Origin of the sequence: Bosea sp. ANAM02 (genome assembly GCF_011764485.1) — a bacterium.
Lineage (GTDB): Bacteria > Pseudomonadota > Alphaproteobacteria > Rhizobiales > Beijerinckiaceae > Allobosea.
Map to the genome: position 1 here is coordinate 3668807 of NZ_AP022848.1, position 22669 is coordinate 3691475.

Genomic DNA, 22669 nt, shown 5'->3' on the forward strand with positions numbered 1-22669 from the left:
GCGCAGAAGCCTGCCTTACGCGTGGAGCGTAACGATTTTCAATGGAAACGCGGCTCAGGCCCGCTCAGCGCGCCCAGCGCACGATCTCGACCAGAACCTGCGACAGCGCGCGGTCGAGCGCCTGGGTCGCGCCCGCTCCATCGACTGCGCCAGCCGGCACGCGCGCCGCGAAGAGCCGCGCCCGTTGAATCTGGCCGGTGCGGTCACCGACGACTCGGGCGGTGATCTCCACAACCGCCGTGCCCGTCGCGGCATCGATGTTGAAGCTGCGGATATTGGTGTTGAGCTGGACGTCGGGCGAGATGCGCTGCCCCGGCCCCGAGACCGACCCGACCCGGCCGGCATTCTCGAAGGTCTGGATCAGCCGCGCCTGCACCAGCGCCGGAACCCGGTCCGCCCATTGCGCCCCGCCGACGAAGGAGAGCGCGCCGCTGGAATCCTTGACGATGACGCGGTCGGAATCGAGCGCCTGGACCGCGGTCGGCTCGGCCACGACCATGATCGCCCGCGAGCTGCCGATCCGGCCGATACCCGCGGGCGCGGAGAGGTCGAAGGTGGTCGGCGTCGCCCCGCCGCCGCAGCCGGCAAGCAGCGCAGCACCGGCCACGGCCAGAAGCGGAAGGAAGCGGCGAGCCCTGCGGGCCGGAGGACACTGAACCTCGGTCGTCATGGGCTAGCGGGATCCGTTGTACTGAGGCAGCGGCGGCTTGCCGCCGAAAATGAACTGCTGCGGGTTGCGTTCGAAATTCCGCAGGGTGCGATTGAGTTCCGTCAGCGTCCGCTTGCCGTCCGACGCGAGCGACTCGATATCGCGCAGCCCCGGCCCGGTGAAGCGATTGATGCCGGCGGTGATCTCGGCGGTGCGCTTGTCGAGGTTGTCGGCCAGCGTGCGGATCGACTTGGCGGCGTCCGCGACCTCCTGGAAGGCGCTGCGGCCATCGGGACCCGAGCCGGATTCGAGGAAGCCCTTCGCCGCCGCCAGCACGCCTTCGATCTGGTCGGCCGCCTTGTCGAGCTTGGCCGAGATCGAGGCGGCATCCTTCACCACCTTGGCGACATCGGCGCTGGAACCGCCAAGCGCGCCGGTGAACTTGTCGACATTCTCGATGATGCTGGCGATCTTGTCGCGATCGACCGAGCGGACGACGCCGGTCAGCTCCTCGCTGAGCGCCTGCAGCTTCTGCGAGAGCGGCTGGATCGTCTCGGCGATATTGCCGAAACCGGCCATCAGCTTGTCGAGCCCGTCGGCATTGTTGCCGAGCGCCTGCGAGAACTTTTCGACGTTGCGGACGGTGTTGTTGATCGGCGTGGCGTTCTGCTTGATCAGCCCGTCGAGCGAAGTGAGCATGCCATCCGCCTTCTGCGCGACGTTGCGCACGGTCTCGATGATGTCCTGTAATTCCGAGCGCTCGGCGATGATGGTCGGCATCGGCTCGCCGGGCTTGGCCTTCAGCACCGGCGTGTCCGCCTCGCCGCCGATGAGCTGGAGTGCCACTACACCGGCCAGCCCCTGCGCCTCGATTCGCGCGCGCGTGTCTTCGCGCAAGGGCGTGGTATTGGCGACCTGGATCACCGCGTAGATCCGCCGTGGATCGTCCGGCTGGAGTTCGATGCTGGTCACCTCGCCGACGCGCAGGCCGTTGAACAGCACGCTCGACCCGCGCCCAAGCCCGGTCACCGTGCCGGTGAAGATGACGCGGATGTTCTCCTTGCGCCCGGCCCCGCCGCTGTTGAACCAGTAGACGAAGCCGAAGGCCGCCGCGAGGACCGCGAGCGTGAACAGACCGACGAGAGCGTAATTGGCGCGCGATTCCATCGTCTAGCTGCTCTGTCCCTGCTCTCCCGCCGGCAGCCTGGCCATGGCGCGCTCCCCGCCGAAATAGGCCTTCAACCATGGATGGTCGGACGCCAGCATCGTCGCCAGCGGGCCGACCGCGATCACCTTCTTGTCCGCCAGAGCGGCGATTCGGTCGCAGGCATGATACAGGCTGTCGAGATCGTGGGTTACCATGAAGACGGTCAGGCCCAGAGTCTGCTTCAGGGTGATGATCAGATCGTCGAATTCGGCGGCGCCGATCGGGTCCAGGCCGGATGTCGGCTCGTCCAGGAAGACGATCTCGGGATCGAGCGCGAGCGCGCGGGCGAGCGCGGCGCGCTTGATCATACCGCCCGACAATTCGGAAGGCGCCTTGTCGGCGGCGTCGCGCGGCAGCCCGACGAGATCGAGCTTCACCATTGCCAGTTCGTCGAGCAGATCGGGCGAAAGCTCGAGATATTCCCGCATCGGCACCTGTATGTTCTGCTTCACGGTCAGTGCCGAGAACAGCGCGCCCTGCTGGAACATCACGCCGAAGCGCCGTTCGAGCACGCGGCGCTGCTGGGGGCCGAGCTCGTCGACATCCTCGCCGAAGACCTCGATCGTGCCGCGCCGCTTGCGGACGAGGCCGAGAATCGTGCGGGTCAGCACCGACTTGCCCTGGCCGGAGCCCCCGACGAAGCCGAGAATCTCGCCGCGCAGCACGTCGAGGTTCAAGCCGTCCATGATCACCTTGTCGCCGAAGGCGACCTTGAGGTCGCGGACGCGGATGACGGCCTCGGGCTCCCTGCCCGCCGCCATCCGATCGTGCTGAGAGTGATCCCGCCGCGTCATCGTCAGAACTCGATCGAGGCGAAGAACATCGCGAAGAGCCCGTCGACGACGATGACCATGAAGATCGCCTTGACCACCGAGGCCGTGACCTGGCGGCCGAGCGATTCCGCCGAGCCCTTGACCGCGAGCCCCTCGATCGAGGCGATCAGCCCGATCACGAAGGCCATGAAAGGCGCCTTGATCAGGCCGACGGCGAAATGCTTCCAGGTGATGACCGATTGCAGGCGGGCGAGGAAGGTGTCGACGCCGATGCCGCCATAGAGCCAGGAGACGAGCCCTGCGCCGACCAGCCCCGCCATCGCCGAGATGAAGGTCAGGATCGGCAGCGAGATGATCAGCGCGAGGATGCGCGGCACCACCAGAACCTCGATCGGATCGAGCCCCATCACGCGCAGGGCGTCGATCTCCTCGCGCATCTTCATCGAGCCGATCTCGGCGGTGAAGGCGGAACCCGAGCGGCCTGCGATCATGATCGAGGTCAGCAGCACCGCAAGCTCGCGCAGGATCAGGATGCCGGTCAGGTTCACGACGAAGGCGGAGGCGCCGAATTGCTGGAGCTGGAAGATGCCCTGCTGCGCGACGATGCAGCCGACCAGGAACGAGATCAGCATGATGATCGGCGCGCCGTTGAAGGCGATCAGCTCGATCTGATTGACCAGCGACGGCCCCCGGAACTTGCGCGGGCCGAGCACGACGCTGACCGAGCCGACCACCACCTCACCGAGGAACATGGCACCACCGACCATATCGCGGCCGAAGCGCACGACGCCCTCGCCGATATCGACGAGGATATCGACGATGCCGATATGCCGGTGAGGCTTCGGCGGATCATCGTCATGGACCTGGACCTCGGCGAGCAGGATCCCGTGCTCCGGCCTGCTGCTGACGAGCTCGACATCGACGCCGTTCCGCTCCTGCCGGGCCTTCAGGCGGTTCAGGATATAGGCGCCGAGCGTATCGAGGCGCGTCACCTCGGACAGGTCGATCCGGGCGCCGGCCTGCGTCAGGCTTTCGACGATCTCGCCGATCAGCGCCTCGATGCGCGGGGCGCGATCGGCGCTCCACGAGCCCGAGAGCGCCACCGCGAGCGTGCCCGCGTCATCGCGGATGGTCGCCTGCGGTTCGGCGGTATCGGGGCTCGCCATGTCGCCGTGAAGTCCCTGTTCCCCTGGCCGAAACGGCCCTGCAGCCTTGCACGGCCGCATCGTGCCGGTCGCGTCGGCCTTTACCCCCTGCCCTGTATTGCCGTGCGGCGCGTGCTTGGCAAGCAGCGGGCGATGCCTCGCTTTCCGCCGCGCCGTCAACGCCTCGAAAGACCCGGAAACCACGGCTTGCCGAGCGATCTGTTCCAATTCGGGGCGGGGACAGCAATTCCTTAAGAAATCGCAAGGCAGGCTCGGATCACACCGTCACGACCGCCTTGCTGATTCGGCCGGTCCATCGAAGTGAGATTTGTCATGGGCGAGACACGCTCGCTGACACCGCTGAGCCAGGCCGATTACGAGGCGATCGAAGCCGCGGTGATGGAGACGGCGCGCGGCCGCTGGTTCATGGTGGAATATGCCAAGCGCAACCGGCAGGCGGACACGCTGCAACTGCTCGGCGCCATCCAGCGGATCGAGCGGGTCGTCGGCCTTGGCGTTCAGGAGACCAGCCGCGAGGCCAACCTGATCGAGGCGGCCGCGCTGATCAGCGATCTGCGCACCGATCTCGAACGCATCAGCGGCAAGGCCGAAGCCCGCTCGTCCGGGCTCGCCGCCCAGATCGAGAAGGCTGCCGGCACCGTGCTCGCCGCGACCGAAAGCATCCAGGAGGCCGCCTGGGGCCTGCGCGAGACGGGCGCGGACACGGAAGCCTGCGATGCGCTCGACCGCCGCGCCGCTGAAATCTCGACGGCGATCGGCGTCGTCGACAGCGTGGTGCAGCGTATCGACAAGATCGCCGACACCATCGCCATGCTGGACTCGAGCCTGCGCGCCTTCGGCGAGGTTTCGCGCGAGTCGAGCGTGAGCTTCGAGACGATGGCGGCGACCGCGGCAGCGATGACCGTGCCGCCGCCTTCCGCCATGCCGCGCCAGTTCGACGATCTCGAGATCACGACCGAGGGGCAGGAGCCCGTCCCGCTGGAGCGCAACGACCGGCCGGCGGACGAGGCGCGCCTCGGCACCGCCCCGCTGCTCGACGACGATATCGTCTTCAGCGATTCCGAAAGCACGCTGCCGGAAGCCTTGCGCCTGGCATCGAGCCCCTCGGAAACCGCGCTGCGCGAGATCGATGCGATGCCGGCGGAGCGCAAGCTCGCCTATTTCGTCTAGGAAACGCTTCCAGCCGCTCAGTTCTCGCGGCGGATGGCGCTTTCGTGCCAGCGGTGCAGCAGCAGGTACGAGACCAGGCTGGTCGCCAGGAAGATCGCGATGCCGGAGAGCGAGATCATCACCAGCGCCGCGAAGACGCGCGGGATCTTGAGCTGGTAGCCCGCTTCCAGGATGCGATAGGCGAGGCCCGAGGCGCTGCCGCCGGTGCCGGCGACGAACTCGGCCACCACCGCGCCGATCAGCGCGAGCCCGCCCGAAATCTTCAATCCCGCCAGGAAGTAAGGCAAGGCCGCCGGCAGCTTGAGATAGCGCATGGTCTGCCAGCGCGAGGCGCCGTGGAGTTCGAACAGGTTGACGAGGTTGTGGTCGGCCGAGTTCAGCCCGAGGATCGTGTTCGACAGGATCGGGAAGAAGGCAACGATCCAGGCGCAGATCAGCAGCGAGAGATCGATATCGTTGGCCCAGATGATGATCAGCGGGGCGATGGCGACGATCGGCGTGACCTGCAGGATGACCGCATAGGGAAGCAACGCCATCTCCAGCCATTTCGACTGGCTGAACAGCACCGCGAGCGTCACGCCGACGACGATTGCGGCAGTCAGCGCCATGAAGGTGATCTTCAAGGTGACCCAGAGCGAGCCCGACAGCGTGCCCCAGTCGGCGACCAGCGTCTGGCCGACCAGGATCGGCCCGGGCAGGACATAATGCGGGATCTCGTTCCAGCGGACTGCGAATTCCCAGAGCGCCAGCACCGCGACGCCGATGGCCAGCGGCGCCAGGATGCGCGGCCAGACGCTGGCGGGCAGGCCGAGAATACGTGGCTCGGCCATCGCGACGGGCAATGCCTGCGCGTCGGTGCCATCGGAGCGGATCGTTTCGGCGGGGGCGCTCATCGGCCGATCGCTTCCTTCAGCTTGGTCGAGGCGACGCGGCAGAGATGGGCGTATTCGCCGGAGGTCCGGAACAGGTCGTCGCGCGGATATGCGGCATCGACCGACAATTCGGCCATGACGCGGCCCGGACGCGCCGCCATCACCACGATGCGCTGCGAGAGATAGACCGATTCGAAGACCGAATGGGTGACGAAGACGGCGGTGAAGCGCTCGCGCTCCCACAGCGCCAGCAGGTCGTCGTTGAGGCGGTGGCGGGTGATCTCGTCGAGCGCCGCGAAGGGTTCGTCCATCAGCAGGATCTTCGGCCGCATCACCAATGCGCGGGCGATCGAGACGCGCATCTTCATCCCGCCCGACAATTCGCGCGGATACGACTTCTCGAAGCCTTTGAGGCCGACCAGCGCCAGCATCTCGGCGGCGCGCGCCTCGGCCTCGGCCCGGGCCACGCCCTTGAGCTTCAGCGGCAGCATGACGTTGGCCAGCGCATTGGCCCAGGGCATCAATGTCGGGTCCTGGAAGACGAAGCCGAGATCGCGGGCGCCATGGCCGGCGCTGCCCTGCGCCTCGCCGGTCTCGCCCGGCCAGGTGATCGTGCCGGAACTCGGGGCGCCAAGGCCGGCGATCATCCGCAGCAGCGTCGACTTTCCGCAGCCGGAGGGGCCGAGCAGGCTGATGAACTGCCCTGCCGCCAGTTCCAGATCGACGCCGCGCACGGCAAGCGTGCCGTTGGCGAAACGCTTCGAGACGTGCCGGACCGCCACGAGCGGCGTGCCGGCACTCTCATTGCCCGGGGGTGTGCTTCGATAGGCCGTGTCCAAAGCCTGATGATCCGATCTCGATACCAATACCGCCACGTCATCCCGGGCGACCGAAGGGAGACCCGGGTTCCATGCCGGAACGGTTCAGGCATGGATTCCGGATCGGCGCCGCTTCGCGGCTTGTCCGGGATGACCCGCTCCTTTCGCAGGGGCCTGAATCAGCCCTTGCCGATGCCCTTGTTCACGAACTCCAGGCTGTAGGCCTTCTTCACGTCGACGCCGGCCGGAACGACGCCGGCTTCGCTCATCGTCTTGTAGAAGCTCGCCCAGCGCGCGTCGGTCATGGCGCCGATGCCGAGCGTCTTGGCGTCGCCGGAGACGACGATGCCGCGCTCGTTCATCACCTTGAGGGCGTAGTCGATCTTCTCCTGATCCATGTCGGGATTGTCCTTCAGGATCCGGGCATTGGCGGCGGCGTTGCCGGGGCCGCCCTTCATGTATTCGGCCCAGCCTTCGAGCGTGGCGTCGGTGAAGCGCTGCACCAGCTCCTTCTTCTCCTGCACCATCTTCCGGGAGATCGTGATCGTGGTGTTGTAGTTCTCGAAGCCGGCATCGGCGAGGAGATGCACGACCGGGTCGACGCCCGCCTTGCGGATGACGAAAGGCTCCGAGGAGAGGAAGCCCTGCTGGGTCAGTTTCTTGTCGGCCAGGAACGGCGCCATGTTGAAGGTGTAGGGGCGGATCTGCTCGTCCTGATAGCCGAATTTCAGCTTCAGGAACGGCCAGAAGCCGACGCGGGCCTGCGCCGCGATCAGGATCGGCTTGCCCTTGAGATCGGCGAGCGTGTCGTTGCCCTGGCCGGGGTGCGAGATCAGGACCTGCGGGTCCTTCTGGAAGATCGAGGCGATACAGAGGAAGGGCAGGTTCTCATGCGCGAAGCTGAGCGCCTCCAGCGAATTGCCCATGATCATGTCGACGCGGCCGCCGAGCAGGAGCTGGGTCGGGTTCTGCTGCGGGCCGCCGGGGCGGATCTCCACGTCGAGCCCGTATTTCTTGTAGATGCCGTTGGTCGCGGCGAGATAGAAGCCGCCATGCTCGGTCTGGGCGCGCCAGTTGGTCTGGTAGCTGACCTTGTCGAGCGTCTGCGCGTTGACGCGCGCGCCCGGCACGGGGATCAGCAGGGAGGCGGTGGAGCCGCCGATCAGCCCGAGCGCGGCGCGCCGGTTCACGCGATATTTCATCGTCGTCATCTCGCTCTCTCCCCTCGCACGGCCGCCGACCCGGCCACTGGCCCGTCTCCTTATCCCATGCGATAGGACGGCGGGACAATGCAACGCCGGGCCGCCGGGTTTCTGCACAGAAACAAGGCGATCAAGCCGGCTCCTGACAGGCCTGATCATGACCGCACGTTTCTGGGGCGACCTGAAGAGTTCCGACTTCGCCGGGCTTTCGCCCGATCGCACCGTCGCGGTGCTGCCGCTGGCGGCGATCGAGCAGCACGGCCCGCATCTGCCGGTCTCCGTCGACACCACCGTGATGAACGGAATGCTGGCCGAGGCGATGCCGCTGGTGCCTGACGATCTCGACGTGCTCGTCCTGCCCACACAGGCCGTCTGCAAGTCGAACGAGCACCTGCATTCGCCGGGCACGGTCACGATCGGCTGGGAGAGCGCGATCCGTTCCTGGATCGAGATCGGCGAGAGCGTGAAGCGGGCGGGCCTGCGCAAGCTCGTGCTGGTCACCTCGCATGGCGGCAATGTCGACCCGATGAAGATCGTGGCGCGGGAGCTGCGCGTCGATCACGGCATGCTCGCCGTCTGCACCGCCTGGATGTCCTTCGGCCTGCCAGAGGGGCTCTATGGCGAGCTCGATATCCGCCACGGCATCCATGGCGGCGATGTCGAGACCTCGCTGATGCTGCATTTCCGGCCTGATCTGGTCGATATGAGCAAGGCCGCGCTGTTCAAGCCGCATACGGTGACGATGGCGGAGGAAGGCTACACGCATCTGCGCCCGACCGGCCCGCACGCCTTCGCCTGGATGGCGCAGGACGTGAACCGCGCCGGCGCGGCCGGCGATGCCACTCTCGCGACGGCCGAGAAGGGCAAGGCGACGGCGGCGTTGCAGGCAAAAGGCTTCGTCGCGCTCATGGCCGATGTCGCGCGGATGCCGCTCGACACGCTCTACAAGGCGGATTGAACCTTACTCGGGATCGAGGAGGCGTGGCCCCGGCCCCTCCTCGGCCAGGCGGTCGAGCGGGTTGTGCAGCGGGCAATCCCGCACCGAGAGACAGCCGCAGCCGATGCAGCCGTTCAGGTGATCGCGCAAGCGCGTCAGCCGGTCGATACGGCGCTCCAGCTCCTGTTTCCAGGCCGATGAGAGCCGCGTCCAGTCGGCGACGGTCGGCGTGCGCTCCTGCGGCAGGGCCTTGAAGGCCTCGCGGATGGTCTTCAGCGGAATGCCGGCGCGCTGCGCCACCTTGATGATCGCGACCCGGCGCAGCACCTCGCGGGCATAGCGGCGCTGGTTTCCCGTAGTGCGATGACTGCGGATCAGCCCTTCCGCCTCGTAGAAATGCAAGGCCGAGACGGCGAGCCCGCTGCGGCGGGCGACCTCCCCGACGCTGAGCTCGATCGGCGGACGCGCCGGCGGGGACATCGGAAACACCTCTTGACCTGAACCTTACTTGAGGTCTTATAAGCCGCGCTCCCGTGATGCAAACCGGAGCGCTTCCATGCACCAGAAGGTCGATACACGGATCAGGCTCGCCCTGATCTATGGCAGCAGCCGCGAGGGCCGCTTCTGCGACAAGGTCGCCGGCTGGGCGATCTCGCAGATCGCCGGCGACGGCCCGTTCGATCTCGCGGTCATCGATCCCGGCGAGATCGACCTGCCGCCGCGCCATGTCAGCGGCAAGCATCCCGCCCTCGAAGAGCTCAGGAGCATCATCGGCTGGGCCGACGGCTTCGTCGTGGTGACGCCGGAATACAACCGCGGCTATCCGGCGATCCTGAAATTCCTGATCGACGCGGTCGGCCCGGAATGGCGCGGCAAGCCGATCGGGTTCGTCTCCTATGGCGGCATCTCGGGGGGCCTGCGCGCCGTCGAGCAATTGCGCCTCGTCTTCGGGGAACTGCATGCCGCGCCGATCCGCGACGGCGTCGCCTTCGCCGATGTCTGGAGCCGCTTCGACGCGGAGGGTACCCTGCTCGACTCCGACCGGGCCGAGCAGGCGATGGCGACGATGCTGGCGCAGCTCCACTGGTGGGCGAGTGCGCTGCGCAAAGCGCGCGAAAGCGTGCCCTACGGCCAGTTCGCCGCGGCGTGATACGTCACGCGAACGTGGAAAGAGCTTCACAAATCCGAACTGGTCTCCTCATGACGGGATGCGGAACAATGCCCCTCCCTGACGAGGAGCCGACGGATATGAAGCTCAAACTTCTCCGCAACGCGACGCTGAAGCTCACCTATGGCGGCAGGACCTTCCTGATCGACCCGGATTTCGGCCCGCGCCATAGCCGCCGCTCCTTCACCGGGCGTTCGGAGAACCCGATGGTCGAGCTACCTGAGCCGATCGATGACATCGTCGCGGGCGTCGACACGGTGATCGTTTCGCATCTCCATGCCGATCATTTCGACGAGGTCGCAAAGGAACGCATCCCGAAGGACCTGGCCGTCATCTGCCGACCCGGCGACGAGACGGCGATCGCGCAGGCGGGCTTCTCCTCGATCACGGCGATCGACTGCTATGTCAGGCTGGGGCCGATCATCCTGAAGCGCCATCCGGCGCAGCACGGCACCGGCGCGGTCGTCGAGAAGATGGGACCGGTGATGGGCCTGAGCTTCGAGGCGCCGGGCGAGCCGACGCTCTACTGGTGCGGCGACAGCGTGCTCTATCCGCCGCTGCGCGATGCCGCGACGGCGACGGGGCCGGACGTCATCGTCACCCATTCCTGCGGAGCCATGTGGGACAATACGCTGATCGTGATGGATGACGAGCAGACGCTCGATCTCGCCGAGGCCTTTCCGCTGGCGACGGTGATCGCGACGCATATGGAAGCGCTCGACCACGCCACGGTCAGCCGCACGGCTTTGCGCAAGGCGGCGAAGGAGCGCGGCGTCGACACGCGGCGCCTGCGCATCCCCGCCGACGGCGAGACGATCGAGCTCGGCGTGCCGGCGCTGGTCTAGGCGCTCGGCGACAAGATCAAACGCGGGATTCCCTCTCCTGTAAGGAGAGGGGTAGGGGTGAGGTGTTCGGACTGGAAACATTGGCCGGAACCTGGCCACGGCGTGAGCGCGCGCCACTGGTCCAACGGCCTACACCTCACCCTGCCCTCTCCTTACAGGAGAGGGTTCCCCGCGCCGTTGTTGTCAGGGTCAGTGTCAAGCGAGCTGCGCGGTTCGTCCGAGAACGACGGATCAGGGCGGCTTACTCCCCCGCCTTCAACTGCTTGGCGTAGATGTCCTTGTACTGCTCGCGCAGCAGGTTCTTCTGGACCTTGCCCATGGTGTTGCGCGGCAGCTCGGCCACGACGAAGACCTGCTTGGGCTGCTTGAACTTGGCGAGGCGCTGCTCCAGCGCCGCGGCGATGCCCTTCGCGGTGATCTCGGCGCCGGGCTTGCAGACCACGACGGCGGTGACGCCTTCGCCGAAATCAGGATGCGGACAGCCGATGACGGCGCTCTCGATCACGCCCGGCATCTCGTCGATCTCGGTCTCGACCTCCTTCGGATAGACGTTGTAGCCGCCGGTGATGATCAGGTCCTTGCCGCGCCCGACGATATGGACGTAGCCGGCGGGGTCGATCTTGCCGAGATCGCCGGTGATGAAGAAACCGTCGGCCCGGAACTCGGCCTTGGTCTTCTCGGGATTGCGCCAGTAGCCCTTGAAGACATTGGGGCCCTTGACCTCGATCATGCCGATCTCGTCGCGGGCGATCTCCTTGCCGGTCTCGGGATCGGTGACGCGGGCCGAGACACCCGGCAGCGGGAAGCCGACCGTGCCGGCGACCCGATCCCCCTCATAGGGGTTCGAGGTGTTCATATTGGTCTCGGTCATGCCGTAGCGTTCGAGGATCGCGTGGCCGGTGCGGTCGCGCCATTCGCGATGCGTCTCGGCCAGCAGCGGCGCCGAGCCGGAGACGAAGAGGCGCATATGCCTGGTCGCTTCCCTGGTGAGGCGGGCATCCTGAAGCAGCCGGACATAGAAGGTCGGCACGCCCATCATGCTCGTGGCCTGCGGCAGATGTTTGAAGACCTGCTCCGGATCGAACTTGGGCAGCAGGATCATCGAGGCGCCGGAAAGCAGGATCACGTTGGTCGCCACGAAGAGGCCGTGGGTGTGGAAGATCGGCAGGGCATGCAGCAGCACGTCGCCCTTCGTGAAGCGCCAATAGTCGACCAGCGCCAGCGCATTCGACGACAGGTTGTCGTGGCTGAGCATCGCGCCCTTGGAGCGGCCGGTCGTGCCGGAGGTGTAGAGGATGGCGGCGAGATCATCCGGCCCGCGCGCGACGTCCGCGAAATCGCTCGAAGCGGCATTGGCCTTGTCGAGCAGGCTGCCAACACCAATGCCGAGCGTCTCCAGCTTGGCGCCGGCCTTCCCGGCATAGGGACGCAGCGCTTCGGCCTTGGCGGGATCGCAGACGAAGACGGCGGGCTCGGCATCGCCCAGGAAATACTCGATCTCGGCCGGGGTATAGGCGGTGTTGAGCGGCAGGAAGATCGCGCCGGCCCGGACCGTGCCGAGATAGAGCATCAGCGCCTCGAAGCTCTTCTCGACCTGCACGGCAACGCGGTCGCCCGGCTTCACGCCGAGCCCGACGAGGGCGTTCGCGAAGCGCGCGGACACCGCGACCATGTCGCCATAGGAGAAACGCCTTCCGTCATCGAGCAGCGCGAAGGGCGCATCGGGCGCCGGCATGCGCGAGCGGATCAGGTCGAAGAGGTGATTGCCCATGATTTCGGGTCCTTTCAGGCGTTTCCGTCTCGGTAAACTACAGCCCTCATCCTGAGGAGGCCCGCAGGGCCGCCTCGAAGGATGCCCCAGATGACTCCGGAGCCTCCTGAAACATCCTTCGAGACGCCGCGGCCGCGGCTCCTCAGGATGAGGGCTGAGGGGATTTGCATATCGCTCAACTCGCCGCCGGGCGCAGCAGCTTGCGCACGCTGGAAGAGGCCACCACCGTGTTGCGGGTGGCGAAGGCTTCGTGGTTCGTCTCGATATCGTCGAGGTCGTAGCGGTAATTGACCATCACGCCATGCGACTCGCGCAGGCCCCGCGCCGAGAGATTGCCGCCGACATTGATCCGCTCCAGACGCGCGCCGTTGCCGAGATGGAAGCGCGCCACGGGATCGATGACGCGGCCGGAGGCCGTGCGCGCCCGCAGCATGTAATGCGCCATCATCTGGCCGAGCAGCCTGTCGCGGCGGGCCTTGGTGGCGTCGTCGAGCGAGATCGTCTCGCCGGCCGGACGCGCGAGCTCGGCGCGTTCCTCGTTGGTGAGGGCGAGATCACCGGGCTCTTCCGCGATATCCGCCAGCCAGCGGGCGAAGCCCGGCACCGGCGAGAGCGTGACGAAGGTATCGAGCCCCGGCAATTCGCGCTTCAGGTCCTCGGCCACCTGCTTGATCAGGAAATTGCCGAAGGAGATGCCGCGCAGGCCCTCCTGGCAGTTCGAGATCGAATAGAACACCGCCGTCGTCGCAGCTTGAGCGGGCAGGACGATGCGTTCGGGCTCCAGCACCTCGCCGATGCTGCGCGGGATGTCGCCGGTCAGCGCGACCTCGACGAAGATCAGGGGATCGTCGACGAGCTGCGGATGAAAGAAGGCGAAGCAGCGCCGGTCCGCCGGCTCCAGCCGGCGCCTCAGATCGTCCCAGCCCTGGATCTCGTGCACCGCCTCGTAGCGGATGATCTTCTCCAGCACATTCGCGGGCGTGCGCCAGTCGATGCGGCGCAGGACGAGGAAACCGCGGTTGAACCAGGAGCCGAAGAGATGGCGGAAATCCTCGTCGATGCCCTTGAGCTCCGGCTCCGCCGCCATCGCCTCGAACAGGGCCTCACGCATCCGCACCAGCACATGCGTGCCCTCGGGCGCGAGGTTGAGGCGGCGCAGCAATTCCTGCCGGCGCGGCTCGGATGCCTGATGCAGGGCGGCGACGGTCGCCGGATAGGGCTTGGCCCGATAGGCCTCGATCGCCGCATCGAGCCGCTCGTGATCGGGGCCGAACCGCTCCCGCAGCAGGTTGAAGAAGGCGAGACGGCCGGGCTTGTCGAGCCCCTGCCAAGCGTCAAGAACGGCCTGCGCCAGCGCCATGCCCGAGGCCTCGCCGCGGCCGGAGAGCAGGTCCTCGCAGAGCTTGTCGATCGGGCGCGAGCGGTTTCCGAGGAAGCGCTCGAAGCCGATCAGCGCGCGGCCGCGATCCGCCACATTGGTCAGAAGTTCGCCGAGAAACGCCATGTTCGGTGCGGGCCTCTTGGTTGTCCTGCAATCTTAGAGCGCAGTCCGTCGCGACGGAAGCGCGGCCGTATCATGATCCTGGGTCATGCTGGGGCTTGAGCCCTGAGCATCTCGGAAACCGGTGCCTTCTTGTCTTGAGATTCTCGGGTCTGCGCTGCGCTACGCCCGAGCATGACGCCCGGATCGCTCAACGCAGCAGGCCCCAGGCTTTCAAGAAGAAATCCGGCGTGCCGAAATTGCCGGATTTCAGGGCGACGACCATCTCCGGCCCGTCGACGACGCGCGTCCAGGGCACGCCGGGATCGATCTCGGGGCCGATTTCCAGCGTGCGGATGCCGAGGCCCAGCACGGTCGCGCCGGAGGTCTCGCCGCCTGCGACGAGAAGCCGCGTCACGCCGCCTTCGGACAGGCGCCGCGCGACTTCGGCGAAGGCATGCTCGACGATGCTGCCGGCCTTGTCGCGGCCAAGCTTGTCCTGCACGGCCGCCACCTCGGCCGGATCGTCGCTGGAATAGACGAGGAAGGGTTTGTCGGCCGGCTGAGCCAGGGCCCAGGCGGCGAGGCCGGCGGCGTTCTGGCTGCCATCGGCCAGCGCCATCGGGTCGACCTTGAGCGCGGGATAGCCCGCTTCCAGCGCCGCCTTGATCTGGCCGCGCGTCGCCGTCGAGCAACTGCCGGAGATGATGCCGGCGCGCCCTGCCGGCGCCTTCAGATCCTGCGGCCCGGGGCGCTCCGGCAGGAGGCCGGCGCGGCGGAAATTCTGCGGCAGGCCCATGGCGATGCCCGAGCCGCCGGTCAGCAGGACATGCTCCGACACGGCATGGCCGAGCGTCATCAGGTCCTCGTTGGTCAGGGCGTCGGTGACGGCATAGCGGATGCCGTCGGCCTGAAGCCTGGCAAGGCGCGCCTTCACCGCGGCCGGGCCGGCGAGCACCGTCGCATAGTCGACGAGGCCGGTTTCGGTCTTCGCCTGCGCCGCCATCAAGCGCATCAGGCTGGAATCCCGCATCGGCGTCAGCGGGTGGTCCTTCATCGAGCTCTCATGCAGCGGCACGGCGCCGACGAAGAGATAGCCCTGATAGATCGAACGGCCATTCGCGGGGAAAGCCGGGCAGACGATGGCGAGCTTCGCGTCGAGCCGCTCGGCCAGCGCGTTCGCCACCGGCCCGATATTGCCCTGCGCCGTCGAATCGAAGGTCGAGCAGTATTTGAACAGGATCTGGCGCGCGCCGCCCTTGAGCAGCGCCTCGCAGGCGGCGAGCGAATCCGCGACGGCCTCGGCCACCGGATTGGTCCGCGACTTCAGCGCGACGACGACCGCGTCGGCCTCCGGCAGGGTGGAGCCGGCAGCCGGCACGCCGATCACCTGCACGGTGCGCATGCCCGCCCGGTTCAGCATCAGCGCGACATCGGTCGCGCCCGTCATGTCGTCGGCGATCACGCCCAGCAGCATGCTCTTTCTCCCCTGCCCGCACGGGCCTTAGCCTTGCCGGCCGCCCTTCTAGTCCCTGCCGGGAGAGGTGGCGACCGCCATCGCCGCATCGTGCATGTCCGCCCCGGACATGGAACCCCATGTCCCGACAAAGCGGAGTCTGCCCATAGGGTAGGCAGCGATGCCTGCGAATTGATGCGCCGCATCATCGACGGCGGGCTCGATCTGAGTCAGGTTAGTGCCACAAGGAACAATCGAGCGGAGCGAACCGCGCGACCTGCCGGGAACGCCTGCCGACAACCGTCCGGAACGAGGGGACATCATGAAGCTGTTGAAGGTTGCGATCTCTGCCGCCGTACTCGCGCTCGCGACGATGCCGGCGCTGGCCCAAACCCCGTCCACCCTGCGCATCGGCCTGCAGGAAGACCCCGACATGCTCGACCCGCACAAGGCGCGCACCTTCGTCGGCCGCATCGTCTTCATGGGTTTGTGCGACCGGCTGGTCGACATCGCTCCGGACCTGAAGCTGGTGCCGCGGCTGGCGACGGAATGGAGCTTCTCCGCCGACGGGCTGACGCTGACGATGAAGCTGCGCAGCGATGCAAAGTTCCACGATGGCGAGGCCTTCAACGCCGAGGCCGCTAAGGCCAATCTCGACCGCGCCCGCACCTTGCCCGACTCGCTGCGCAAGGCCGAACTCGGCTCGGTCGAGAGCGTCGCGGCGCCGGACGCCACCACGCTGGTGCTGAAGCTGAAGCGCCCGGACGCCACCCTGCTCGCGCAGCTCACCGACCGCGCCGGCATGATGCTCTCGCCCAAGACGCTTTCAGGCGACGTCGCGGCGAAACCGGTCTGCTCCGGTCCCTACAAGTTCGTCGAGCGCGTGCAGAACGACCGGATCGTGCTGGAGAAGTTCAAGGAACACTGGGAGGCCGACAAGTACAATTTCGACCGGATCGTCTATCGCGCGATCCCCGATACGACCGTGCGCCTCGCCAACCTGCGCTCGGGCGAGCTCGACATGCTGGAGCGGCTCGCCCCGACCGACGTGAAATCGGCGCAGGGCGACAAGTCGCTGAAGGTCGAGAGCATCGCCAATCTCGGCTACCAGGGCATCACCATCAACACCAACAATGGCGAGGCCGCCAACCAGCCGATGGGCAAGGACAAGCGCGTGCGCCAGGCGCTCTCGCTGTCGATCGACCGCAAGGTGCTGAGCCAGGTCGTGTTCGAGGGGCTCTACGCACCGTCGAACCAGCCCTTCAATCCCGGTAATTTCTACGTCAGCGCCGACCTGCCGGTGCCGGCGCGCGACGTCGCCAAGGCCAAGGCGCTGCTCAAGGAGGCCGGGCAGTCCAAGGTCACGGTCGAACTCTTCGTCACCAACAACCCGGTCGACGCCCAGCTCGGGCAGGTGATCCAGGCGATGGCGCAGGAAGCCGGCATCGACATCCAGATCCGCTCGACCGAATTCGCCAGCCAGTTGCGCGACCAGCAGCAGGGCAAGTTCCAGATGAGCCGCGTCGGCTGGTCAGGCCGTATCGATCCGGACGGCAACATCCATCCCTTCGCCCACTCCAAGGGCAACCAGAACGACGGCAAATACGCCAATGCGGAGGTCGACAAGCTGCTCGACGAAGCCCGTACGATCTACGAGCCGGCCGAGCGCAAGAAGCGCTACGACGCCGCGCAGAAGATCCTGCAGGACGAGCTGCCGATCGTCTATCTCTACAACCAGACGGTGTTCTTCGCGATGCGCTCGAACATGCAGGGCTTCGTGATCAACCCGGACGGCATGATCCGTCTCGCCGGACTGAAGCGCTCGTGAGGATGCTCATGCGCTGAGAGGTGGCCCATGGCCACGCTCATCCTCCGCCGCTTCCTGATCGCGATACCGACGCTGTTCCTGGTATCGCTCTTCGTCTTCGCCCTGCAGCGCGCGCTGCCGGGCGACCCCTTCCTCGTCATCGCCGGCGAGGAACGCGATCCCGAGGTGATCGCACGGCTGCGCGAGATCTACCGGATGGACGATCCGATCTTCGTGCAGTTCTTCGCCTGGCTCGGGCAGGTCGTGCAGGGCGATTTCGGCCGCTCGCTGCGCACCGGCGAGCCGGTATTGAACCTGATCCTGCAGAAGCTGCCGGTGACGATCCAGCTCGCCACCGCCTCGATCCTGGTCGCGATCTGCATCGGCATCCCGATCGGGATCCTCGCGGCACGGCGCAAGGGCACCGTCGTCGACTACTCCGCCAGCGCGGTCGCGCTGTCGGGGTTGTCGATCCCGAATTTCTGGTTCGGGATCATGCTGATCCTGCTGGTCTCGGTTCACCTGAAATGGCTGCCGGCCTCGGGCTACGAGCCGATCTTCGTCCATCCCTGGGAGGCGATCAAACGCCTGATCATGCCCGCCTTCGTGCTCGGCAACGGGCTCGCCGCCTTCCTGATGCGCCATACCCGCTCGGCCATGCTGGAGGTGCTGCGCTCCGACTACGTCCGCACCGCCCGCGCCAAGGGGCTCGACGAGGACACCGTCGTCCACCGCCATGCGCTGCGCAACGCCCTGGTGCCGATCATCACGCTGACCACGCTGCTCTTCGGCGAATTGCTGGCCGGCGCGGTGCTGACCGAGCAGGTCTTCACCATCCCCGGCTTCGGCAAGCTGATCGTCGATGCCGTGTTCAATCGCGACTATGGCGTGGTGCAGGGCGTGGTGCTGTGCACGGCCATCGGCTTCATCCTGATGAACCTGATCGCCGACATCCTCTACATCCTCGTCAATCCGCGACTGAGGGCCGGCTGATGGCTTCGCTCGATTCCATCGCCTCCACCGGCGCCTCATCCGGCTCCGGCGGGCGCCCCGGCGTTCTGGCGCGCCTTGTCCGCAACAGGTCCGCGCTGCTCGGCGGCGGGCTCGTCCTGATCTTCGTGCTGATGGCGGTGCTGGCGCCGGTGCTGCCTTTGGCCGATCCGTTCAAGTCGAACTTCCTCGCCATCCGCAAGCCGCCCTCCGAGCTCTACTGGTTTGGCACGGACGAACTCGGGCGCGACCAGGTCTCCCGGCTGTTCTTCGGGGCGCAGGCCTCGCTGCTCGCCGGCATCGTCTCGGTCCTGATCGCGGTCGCGATCGGCCTGCCCTTCGGCCTGCTCGCCGGCTGGTACGGCGGCTGGATCGACATCGTGATCTCGCGGGTCACCGAAGCTCTGCTCGCCTGCCCCTTCCTGATCCTCGCCATAGCCTTCGCCGCCGTGCTCGGCCCATCGCTGACCAATGCGATGATCGCGATCGGCCTGTCCGCCGTGCCGATCTTCATCCGGCTGATCCGCGGCCAGGTGATGAACGTCAAGGCGGAGGATTTCGTCGAGGGCGCGCGGGCGGTCGGCGCGCGCGATCTCAGGCTGATGTTCCGCCATGTCCTGCCCAACACCCTGTCCCCCATCGTGGTGCAGTCGACATTGTTCATGGCGCAGGCGATCATCCTGGAAGCCGCCCTCTCCTTCCTCGGGCTCGGCCAGCAGCCGCCGGCACCGTCCTGGGGACAGATGCTCAACGTCGCCAAGAACTTCATGGAACAGGCGCCCTGGATGTCGGTGGCGCCGGGCATCTGCATCTTCCTCGCCGTGCTCGGCTTCAACCTGCTCGGCGACGGCCTGCGCGACGCGCTCGATCCGAAAGAAAACTAGGCTTCAGGGATACGCCCATGTTCACGACCCGCCCCGAAATCCTCGGCACCTTCGGTGTCGTGACCTCGACGCACTGGCTCGCCACCGCGTCGGGCATGGCGATGCTGGAAAAGGGCGGCAACGCCTTCGACGCCTGCGCCGCCGCCGCCTTCGTGCTGCAGGTGGTGGAGCCGCATCTCGTCGGCCCGGCCGGCGACATGCCGGCGGTGTTCTATTCGGCCGAAACCGGGAAGGTCGAGACGCTCTGCGCGCAGGGGCCGGCGCCGCAAGCCGCGACCATCGCGGCCTACAAGGCGCTCGGCCTCGACCTGATCCCCGGCTCCGGCCTGCTCGCGACCGTCATCCCCGGCGCCTTCGGCGGCTGGATGACGCTGCTGCGCGACCATGGCCGGCTGAAGCTGCGCGACATTCTCGAACCTGCGATCGGCTATTTCGAGAACGGCCATCCGATGCTGCCGCGCGTCTCGGATTCGATCCGGGAACTGACCGATCTCTTCACCAACGAGTGGTCGACCTCGGGCGCGGTCTACCTGCCCGGCGGCAATGTGCCGGAGGCGCGCAAGCTCTTCGCCAACAAGGCCGCGGCCGAGACCTACAAGCGCATCCTCGCCGAAGCGGAAGCCAGGGGCGGCGACCGGCAGGAGCAGATCCAGGGCGCCTATGACGCCTGGTACAAGGGCTTCGTCGCGGAGGCGATGGACCGCTTCTGCCGTACGCAGGAGGTGATGGATTCGTCCGGCCAGCGCAACAAGGGGCTGCTCACCGCGCAGGACATGGCGACCTACCAGCCGACCTACGAGACGCCGACCTCGGTCACCTATCACGACTGGGAGGTGTTCAAGATCGGCCCCTGGGGCCAGGGCCCGGCGTTCCTGCAGACGCTGAAGATCCTCGAAGGCGTCGACCTCGCGGGGATGGGACCGGCGAGCCCTGAATTCGTGCATCATGTCGTCGAGGCGATGAAGCTCGCCTTCGCCGATCGCGAGGCCTATTACGGCGATCCGGATTTCGTGAAGGTGCCGCTGGCGACGCTGCTCTCCGAGGATTATGCCGCCGGGCGGCGCGGGTTGATCGGCGAGCAGGCCTCGCTGGAACTGCGGCCGGGCATCGTCTCCGGCTACGAGGCGCAGGTCGCGCATGCGATGAAGGCACTCGGCGCCATCGCCCAGCCCACGCAGGGCGGCGCCAGCGTCGGCGAGCCGACCATGGCCTCGATGGTCGCAGCCGGCCGCAAGGGCGACACCGTCCATATCGACGTCATCGACAAATGGGGCAACATGATCGCGGCGACGCCGTCGGGCGGCTGGCTGCAATCCTCGCCGGTCATCCCGGAGCTCGGCTTCCCGCTGAATTCGCGCGCCCAGATGTTCTGGCTGGAAGAGGGCCTGCCCTCCTCGCTCGCGCCCGGCAAGCGGCCGCGCACGACGCTGACGCCCTCGATCGCCTTCGAGCACGGCAAGCCCCGCCTCGCCTTCGGCACGCCCGGCGGCGACCAGCAGGAGCAGTGGCAGCTCGGCCTGTTCCTGCGCCGCGTCCATCATGGCCTCAACCTGCAGGAGGCGATCGATCTGCCGCTGTTCCACACGCAGCATTTCCCCTCCTCCTTCTATCCGCGCTCGTCGCGGCCGGGCCATATGATGATCGAGGAGAGCATCGGCACGGCCGCCATCGCCGAGCTGGAACGCCGCGGCCATGCCGTCGAGAAGGCGCCGGCCTGGACGGTCGGCCGCCTCACTGCGGCGGAGCGCGGCGATGACGGCCTCTTGCGCGCCGCCGCGACACCGCGTCTGATGCAGGCCTATGCAGCAGGGCGATAGGCTCTGTTCCACTTTTCTTCCTCCGCGGTCATCCCGGGTGGAGCGAAGCGAAGACCCGGGATCCATGCCTGAACCGTTCCGGCATGGATCCCGGATCAGCGCCGCTCATGCGGCCTGTCCGGGATGACAGCGTTCGATTTTCATTTGCCCGAGGCCGTCTTTCAGGAGCTGCTCGCATGACCTGGTCCATCGTCGCCCGCGACGCCGCGACCGGCGCCTATGGCGTCGCCGTCTCGACCTGCGCTTTCGCCGTCGGCGCCCGCGTGCCCTATGGCGGCGGGCGGATCGGCGCGATCGCGACGCAGGCCTTCGTCAACCCGCTTTACGGGATCGACGGCCTGAGATTGCTGCAGGAAGGCCGCTCGGCGGTCGAGATCATCGCGACGTTGACGGCGGCCGACGAGGGCCGCGCCCATCGCCAGCTCCATGTCATCGACCGCGACGGCAAGATCGCCTCGCATACCGGCGCCGCCTGCATCGACTGGTGCGGCGCCGTCGACGGGCCGCAGGTCTCTGTCGCCGGCAACATGCTCGCCGGCCCGGAGGTCGTGCAGCAGACGCTGAAGACCTATATCGCCTCCTCGGCGCTGGATTTCGACGAGCGCCTGCTGGTGGCGCTGGAAGCCGGCGAGAAGGCCGGCGGCGACAAGCGCGGCAAGCAATCCGCCGCGATCCGGATCTGGAACGGCGAACCCGTGCCCAGCCTCGACATCCGCGTCGACGACCACAGCGATCCCCTGGCGGAGCTGCGCCGGCTCTGGCGCGTCGCGCATCAGCGCTCGGTGCCGTTCCAGCAGGCTTCGCCGTCGCGCGGGCGCCCCGCCGGCGTCACCGACCGGGCCGAACTCGATCGCCTCTGCACGGAATACGCCGCCGCCTGGAACACCAGGCATCCGGAGACCTGAGTGGCCAAATCCATTCTCGACGCGCGAAGCGCATGATAGGCTGACGCTCCGTCACTCCGGTGATGCCGACGAGCGGGGAATGCGATGGCCGATCCGAACACCGAAGCCCTCCAGAAGCGCATCGCCACGCTGGAGGCGCAGGTCGCGGCCCTGCTGCAGGCGATATCGGCGGATCGCGGCGGCAATGTCGTCATCAACGCGCCGGGCTCGCTGACCGTCAATTGCGGGATGGGCATCGCGCTCACCGCCGGCAGCATGATGACGCTGACCGCGGGCGCCACCCTCGGCGTGACGGTCGGCGCTACTGCCACCGTGATGGTCGGCAACCGGATGCGCATCAGCAGCGGCCATGAGACCTCTTTCGAAACGCGCGACTTCAACGTCAGCGCTGCCGTGAGCTGCGACATCGAGAGCGGGCAGAACTTCGCCGTCGCGGCCGGCAAGGACATGACGATGAGCGTGGGCAAGGATATGGCCGTCCGCGTCGGCAAGGTTCTCGCGATCGACAGCGCCGATGCGTCGTCGCTCAAGAGCGGCGACGCCAGGCTGAACATGAAGAAGGACGGCAGCGTCGAGCTTCAGGGGCGCGATATCTCGCTCAGGGCTTCCGGACGCCTTGAAGCCAAGGCGTCCGGGAACGTCACGATCAAGGGATCCAAAGTCCTGCAGAACTGAAGCGTGCCGAGACTCCGACGGAACCACGTCGTCATTCCGGGGCTTCGCGTAGCGAAGAGCCCGGAACCGTCAGCCTA

The 22669-nt window shown here is 67.0% G+C and carries 21 protein-coding genes; 10 read left to right on the forward strand and 11 right to left on the reverse strand.

All coding sequences use genetic code 11. The features are described from left to right. Positions 1–64: 64 nt before the first annotated feature. The 4 genes from OCUBac02_RS17595 to OCUBac02_RS17610 are packed head-to-tail and all read right to left on the reverse strand — an operon-like array spanning position 65 to position 3795. Positions 65–670: an ABC-type transport auxiliary lipoprotein family protein gene (locus OCUBac02_RS17595; protein WP_173047455.1), complete on the reverse strand. Its 606-nt coding sequence runs from the start codon at positions 668–670 to the stop codon at positions 65–67. 3 nt (positions 671–673) lie between these two features. Beyond that, positions 674–1816, reverse strand: a complete 1143-nt coding sequence (locus tag OCUBac02_RS17600; RefSeq protein ID WP_047580119.1) for an MlaD family protein — start codon at positions 1814–1816, stop codon at positions 674–676. Positions 1817–1819: 3 nt separating this feature from the next. Then, positions 1820–2617: an ABC transporter ATP-binding protein gene (locus OCUBac02_RS17605; protein ID WP_047580118.1), complete on the reverse strand. Its 798-nt coding sequence runs from the start codon at positions 2615–2617 to the stop codon at positions 1820–1822. Between the two features lie 35 nt (positions 2618–2652). After that, positions 2653–3795 (reverse strand): ABC transporter permease, encoded by a 1143-nt coding sequence (locus OCUBac02_RS17610; protein WP_047580117.1) that lies wholly within the window; start codon positions 3793–3795, stop codon positions 2653–2655. A gap of 312 nt (positions 3796–4107) precedes the next feature. Here OCUBac02_RS17610 and OCUBac02_RS17615 point away from each other — a divergent pair, with 312 nt between their 5' ends. Continuing rightward, entirely contained in the window at positions 4108–4965 is an 858-nt protein-coding gene (locus tag OCUBac02_RS17615; protein WP_173047457.1) for a hypothetical protein, read from the forward strand. A gap of 17 nt (positions 4966–4982) precedes the next feature. On the opposite strand, the gene OCUBac02_RS17620 is transcribed toward OCUBac02_RS17615, so the two are convergent. The 3 genes from OCUBac02_RS17620 to OCUBac02_RS17630 all read right to left on the reverse strand — a co-directional run bounded on the left by OCUBac02_RS17620 (position 4983) and on the right by OCUBac02_RS17630 (position 7866). Continuing rightward, positions 4983–5795: an ABC transporter permease gene (locus tag OCUBac02_RS17620; protein ID WP_173049660.1), complete on the reverse strand. Its 813-nt coding sequence runs from the start codon at positions 5793–5795 to the stop codon at positions 4983–4985. Positions 5796–5854: 59 nt separating this feature from the next. Then, positions 5855–6676: an ABC transporter ATP-binding protein gene (locus OCUBac02_RS17625; RefSeq protein WP_173047459.1), complete on the reverse strand. Its 822-nt coding sequence runs from the start codon at positions 6674–6676 to the stop codon at positions 5855–5857. Positions 6677–6834: 158 nt separating this feature from the next. Then, positions 6835–7866 carry an ABC transporter substrate-binding protein gene (locus OCUBac02_RS17630; RefSeq protein ID WP_173047461.1) on the reverse strand — a complete coding sequence of 344 codons (1032 nt, stop codon included), beginning with the start codon at positions 7864–7866 and terminating at the stop codon, positions 6835–6837. 148 nt (positions 7867–8014) lie between these two features. Here OCUBac02_RS17630 and OCUBac02_RS17635 point away from each other — a divergent pair, with 148 nt between their 5' ends. Further along, entirely contained in the window at positions 8015–8815 is an 801-nt protein-coding gene (locus tag OCUBac02_RS17635; protein ID WP_173047463.1) for a creatininase family protein, read from the forward strand. A 3-nt stretch (positions 8816–8818) separates the two neighbouring features. Here OCUBac02_RS17635 and soxR read toward each other — a convergent pair whose 3' ends face one another. Further along, positions 8819–9274: a redox-sensitive transcriptional activator SoxR gene (soxR, locus tag OCUBac02_RS17640; RefSeq protein ID WP_173047465.1), complete on the reverse strand. Its 456-nt coding sequence runs from the start codon at positions 9272–9274 to the stop codon at positions 8819–8821. Positions 9275–9350: 76 nt separating this feature from the next. Between soxR and OCUBac02_RS17645 the strand changes: the two genes are divergently transcribed. After that, on the forward strand, positions 9351–9944 hold the full coding sequence (locus OCUBac02_RS17645) for an NADPH-dependent FMN reductase (protein WP_173047467.1): 594 nt from the start codon (positions 9351–9353) through the stop codon (positions 9942–9944). Positions 9945–10042: 98 nt separating this feature from the next. Further along, on the forward strand, positions 10043–10807 hold the full coding sequence (locus OCUBac02_RS17650) for an MBL fold metallo-hydrolase (protein ID WP_173047469.1): 765 nt from the start codon (positions 10043–10045) through the stop codon (positions 10805–10807). Between the two features lie 241 nt (positions 10808–11048). Here OCUBac02_RS17650 and OCUBac02_RS17655 read toward each other — a convergent pair whose 3' ends face one another. The 3 genes from OCUBac02_RS17655 to otnK form a co-directional block, all read right to left on the reverse strand. Then, positions 11049–12578 (reverse strand): malonate--CoA ligase, encoded by a 1530-nt coding sequence (locus OCUBac02_RS17655; protein ID WP_173047471.1) that lies wholly within the window; start codon positions 12576–12578, stop codon positions 11049–11051. A gap of 175 nt (positions 12579–12753) precedes the next feature. After that, positions 12754–14082, reverse strand: coding sequence for a malonyl-CoA decarboxylase (locus tag OCUBac02_RS17660; protein ID WP_173047473.1), 1329 nt, complete (start codon positions 14080–14082; stop codon positions 12754–12756). 187 nt (positions 14083–14269) lie between these two features. Further along, positions 14270–15535: a 3-oxo-tetronate kinase gene (gene otnK, locus OCUBac02_RS17665; RefSeq protein WP_173047475.1), complete on the reverse strand. Its 1266-nt coding sequence runs from the start codon at positions 15533–15535 to the stop codon at positions 14270–14272. A 301-nt stretch (positions 15536–15836) separates the two neighbouring features. On the opposite strand from otnK, the gene OCUBac02_RS17670 reads away from it, so the two are divergent. From OCUBac02_RS17670 to OCUBac02_RS17695, 6 genes are all read left to right on the forward strand, one after another. Beyond that, complete coding sequence (locus OCUBac02_RS17670) at positions 15837–17342, forward strand: ABC transporter substrate-binding protein (protein ID WP_173047477.1); 1506 nt, start codon at positions 15837–15839, stop codon at positions 17340–17342. 27 nt (positions 17343–17369) lie between these two features. After that, positions 17370–18314, forward strand: coding sequence for an ABC transporter permease (locus tag OCUBac02_RS17675; protein ID WP_047580105.1), 945 nt, complete (start codon positions 17370–17372; stop codon positions 18312–18314). Beyond that, entirely contained in the window at positions 18314–19195 is an 882-nt protein-coding gene (locus tag OCUBac02_RS17680) for an ABC transporter permease (protein WP_173047479.1), read from the forward strand. Before OCUBac02_RS17675 ends, OCUBac02_RS17680 begins: the two co-directional genes overlap by 1 nt. 17 nt (positions 19196–19212) lie before the next feature. Then, on the forward strand, positions 19213–21012 hold the full coding sequence (locus OCUBac02_RS17685) for a gamma-glutamyltransferase family protein (protein WP_173047481.1): 1800 nt from the start codon (positions 19213–19215) through the stop codon (positions 21010–21012). A gap of 176 nt (positions 21013–21188) precedes the next feature. Further along, positions 21189–21917 (forward strand): DUF1028 domain-containing protein, encoded by a 729-nt coding sequence (locus tag OCUBac02_RS17690; protein ID WP_173047483.1) that lies wholly within the window; start codon positions 21189–21191, stop codon positions 21915–21917. Positions 21918–22001: 84 nt separating this feature from the next. After that, a complete protein-coding gene (locus OCUBac02_RS17695) occupies positions 22002–22592 on the forward strand; it encodes a hypothetical protein (protein WP_173047485.1) in 591 nt (196 codons plus the stop codon). Positions 22593–22669 lie beyond the last annotated feature (77 nt).

What these genes read in the sequence shown, in the direction of transcription:
- OCUBac02_RS17635 (WP_173047463.1), top strand. Translation starts at nt 8,015, where the DNA reads ATGACCGCACGTTTCTGGGGCGACCTGAAGAGTTCCGACTTCGCCGGG.
- otnK (WP_173047475.1), bottom strand. Translation starts at nt 15,535, where the DNA reads ATGCTGCTGGGCGTGATCGCCGACGACATGACGGGCGCGACCGATGTC.
- OCUBac02_RS17695 (WP_173047485.1), top strand. Translation starts at nt 22,002, where the DNA reads ATGGCCGATCCGAACACCGAAGCCCTCCAGAAGCGCATCGCCACGCTG.
- OCUBac02_RS17645 (WP_173047467.1), top strand. Translation starts at nt 9,351, where the DNA reads ATGCACCAGAAGGTCGATACACGGATCAGGCTCGCCCTGATCTATGGC.
- OCUBac02_RS17595 (WP_173047455.1), bottom strand. Translation starts at nt 670, where the DNA reads ATGACGACCGAGGTTCAGTGTCCTCCGGCCCGCAGGGCTCGCCGCTTC.
- OCUBac02_RS17620 (WP_173049660.1), bottom strand. Translation starts at nt 5,795, where the DNA reads ATGGCCGAGCCACGTATTCTCGGCCTGCCCGCCAGCGTCTGGCCGCGC.
- OCUBac02_RS17680 (WP_173047479.1), top strand. Translation starts at nt 18,314, where the DNA reads ATGGCTTCGCTCGATTCCATCGCCTCCACCGGCGCCTCATCCGGCTCC.
- OCUBac02_RS17600 (WP_047580119.1), bottom strand. Translation starts at nt 1,816, where the DNA reads ATGGAATCGCGCGCCAATTACGCTCTCGTCGGTCTGTTCACGCTCGCG.
- OCUBac02_RS17690 (WP_173047483.1), top strand. Translation starts at nt 21,189, where the DNA reads ATGACCTGGTCCATCGTCGCCCGCGACGCCGCGACCGGCGCCTATGGC.
- OCUBac02_RS17685 (WP_173047481.1), top strand. Translation starts at nt 19,213, where the DNA reads ATGTTCACGACCCGCCCCGAAATCCTCGGCACCTTCGGTGTCGTGACC.
- OCUBac02_RS17605 (WP_047580118.1), bottom strand. Translation starts at nt 2,617, where the DNA reads ATGGCGGCGGGCAGGGAGCCCGAGGCCGTCATCCGCGTCCGCGACCTC.
- OCUBac02_RS17615 (WP_173047457.1), top strand. Translation starts at nt 4,108, where the DNA reads ATGGGCGAGACACGCTCGCTGACACCGCTGAGCCAGGCCGATTACGAG.
- OCUBac02_RS17675 (WP_047580105.1), top strand. Translation starts at nt 17,370, where the DNA reads ATGGCCACGCTCATCCTCCGCCGCTTCCTGATCGCGATACCGACGCTG.
- soxR (WP_173047465.1), bottom strand. Translation starts at nt 9,274, where the DNA reads ATGTCCCCGCCGGCGCGTCCGCCGATCGAGCTCAGCGTCGGGGAGGTC.
- OCUBac02_RS17650 (WP_173047469.1), top strand. Translation starts at nt 10,043, where the DNA reads ATGAAGCTCAAACTTCTCCGCAACGCGACGCTGAAGCTCACCTATGGC.
- OCUBac02_RS17655 (WP_173047471.1), bottom strand. Translation starts at nt 12,578, where the DNA reads ATGGGCAATCACCTCTTCGACCTGATCCGCTCGCGCATGCCGGCGCCC.
- OCUBac02_RS17660 (WP_173047473.1), bottom strand. Translation starts at nt 14,082, where the DNA reads ATGGCGTTTCTCGGCGAACTTCTGACCAATGTGGCGGATCGCGGCCGC.
- OCUBac02_RS17610 (WP_047580117.1), bottom strand. Translation starts at nt 3,795, where the DNA reads ATGGCGAGCCCCGATACCGCCGAACCGCAGGCGACCATCCGCGATGAC.
- OCUBac02_RS17670 (WP_173047477.1), top strand. Translation starts at nt 15,837, where the DNA reads ATGAAGCTGTTGAAGGTTGCGATCTCTGCCGCCGTACTCGCGCTCGCG.
- OCUBac02_RS17630 (WP_173047461.1), bottom strand. Translation starts at nt 7,866, where the DNA reads ATGACGACGATGAAATATCGCGTGAACCGGCGCGCCGCGCTCGGGCTG.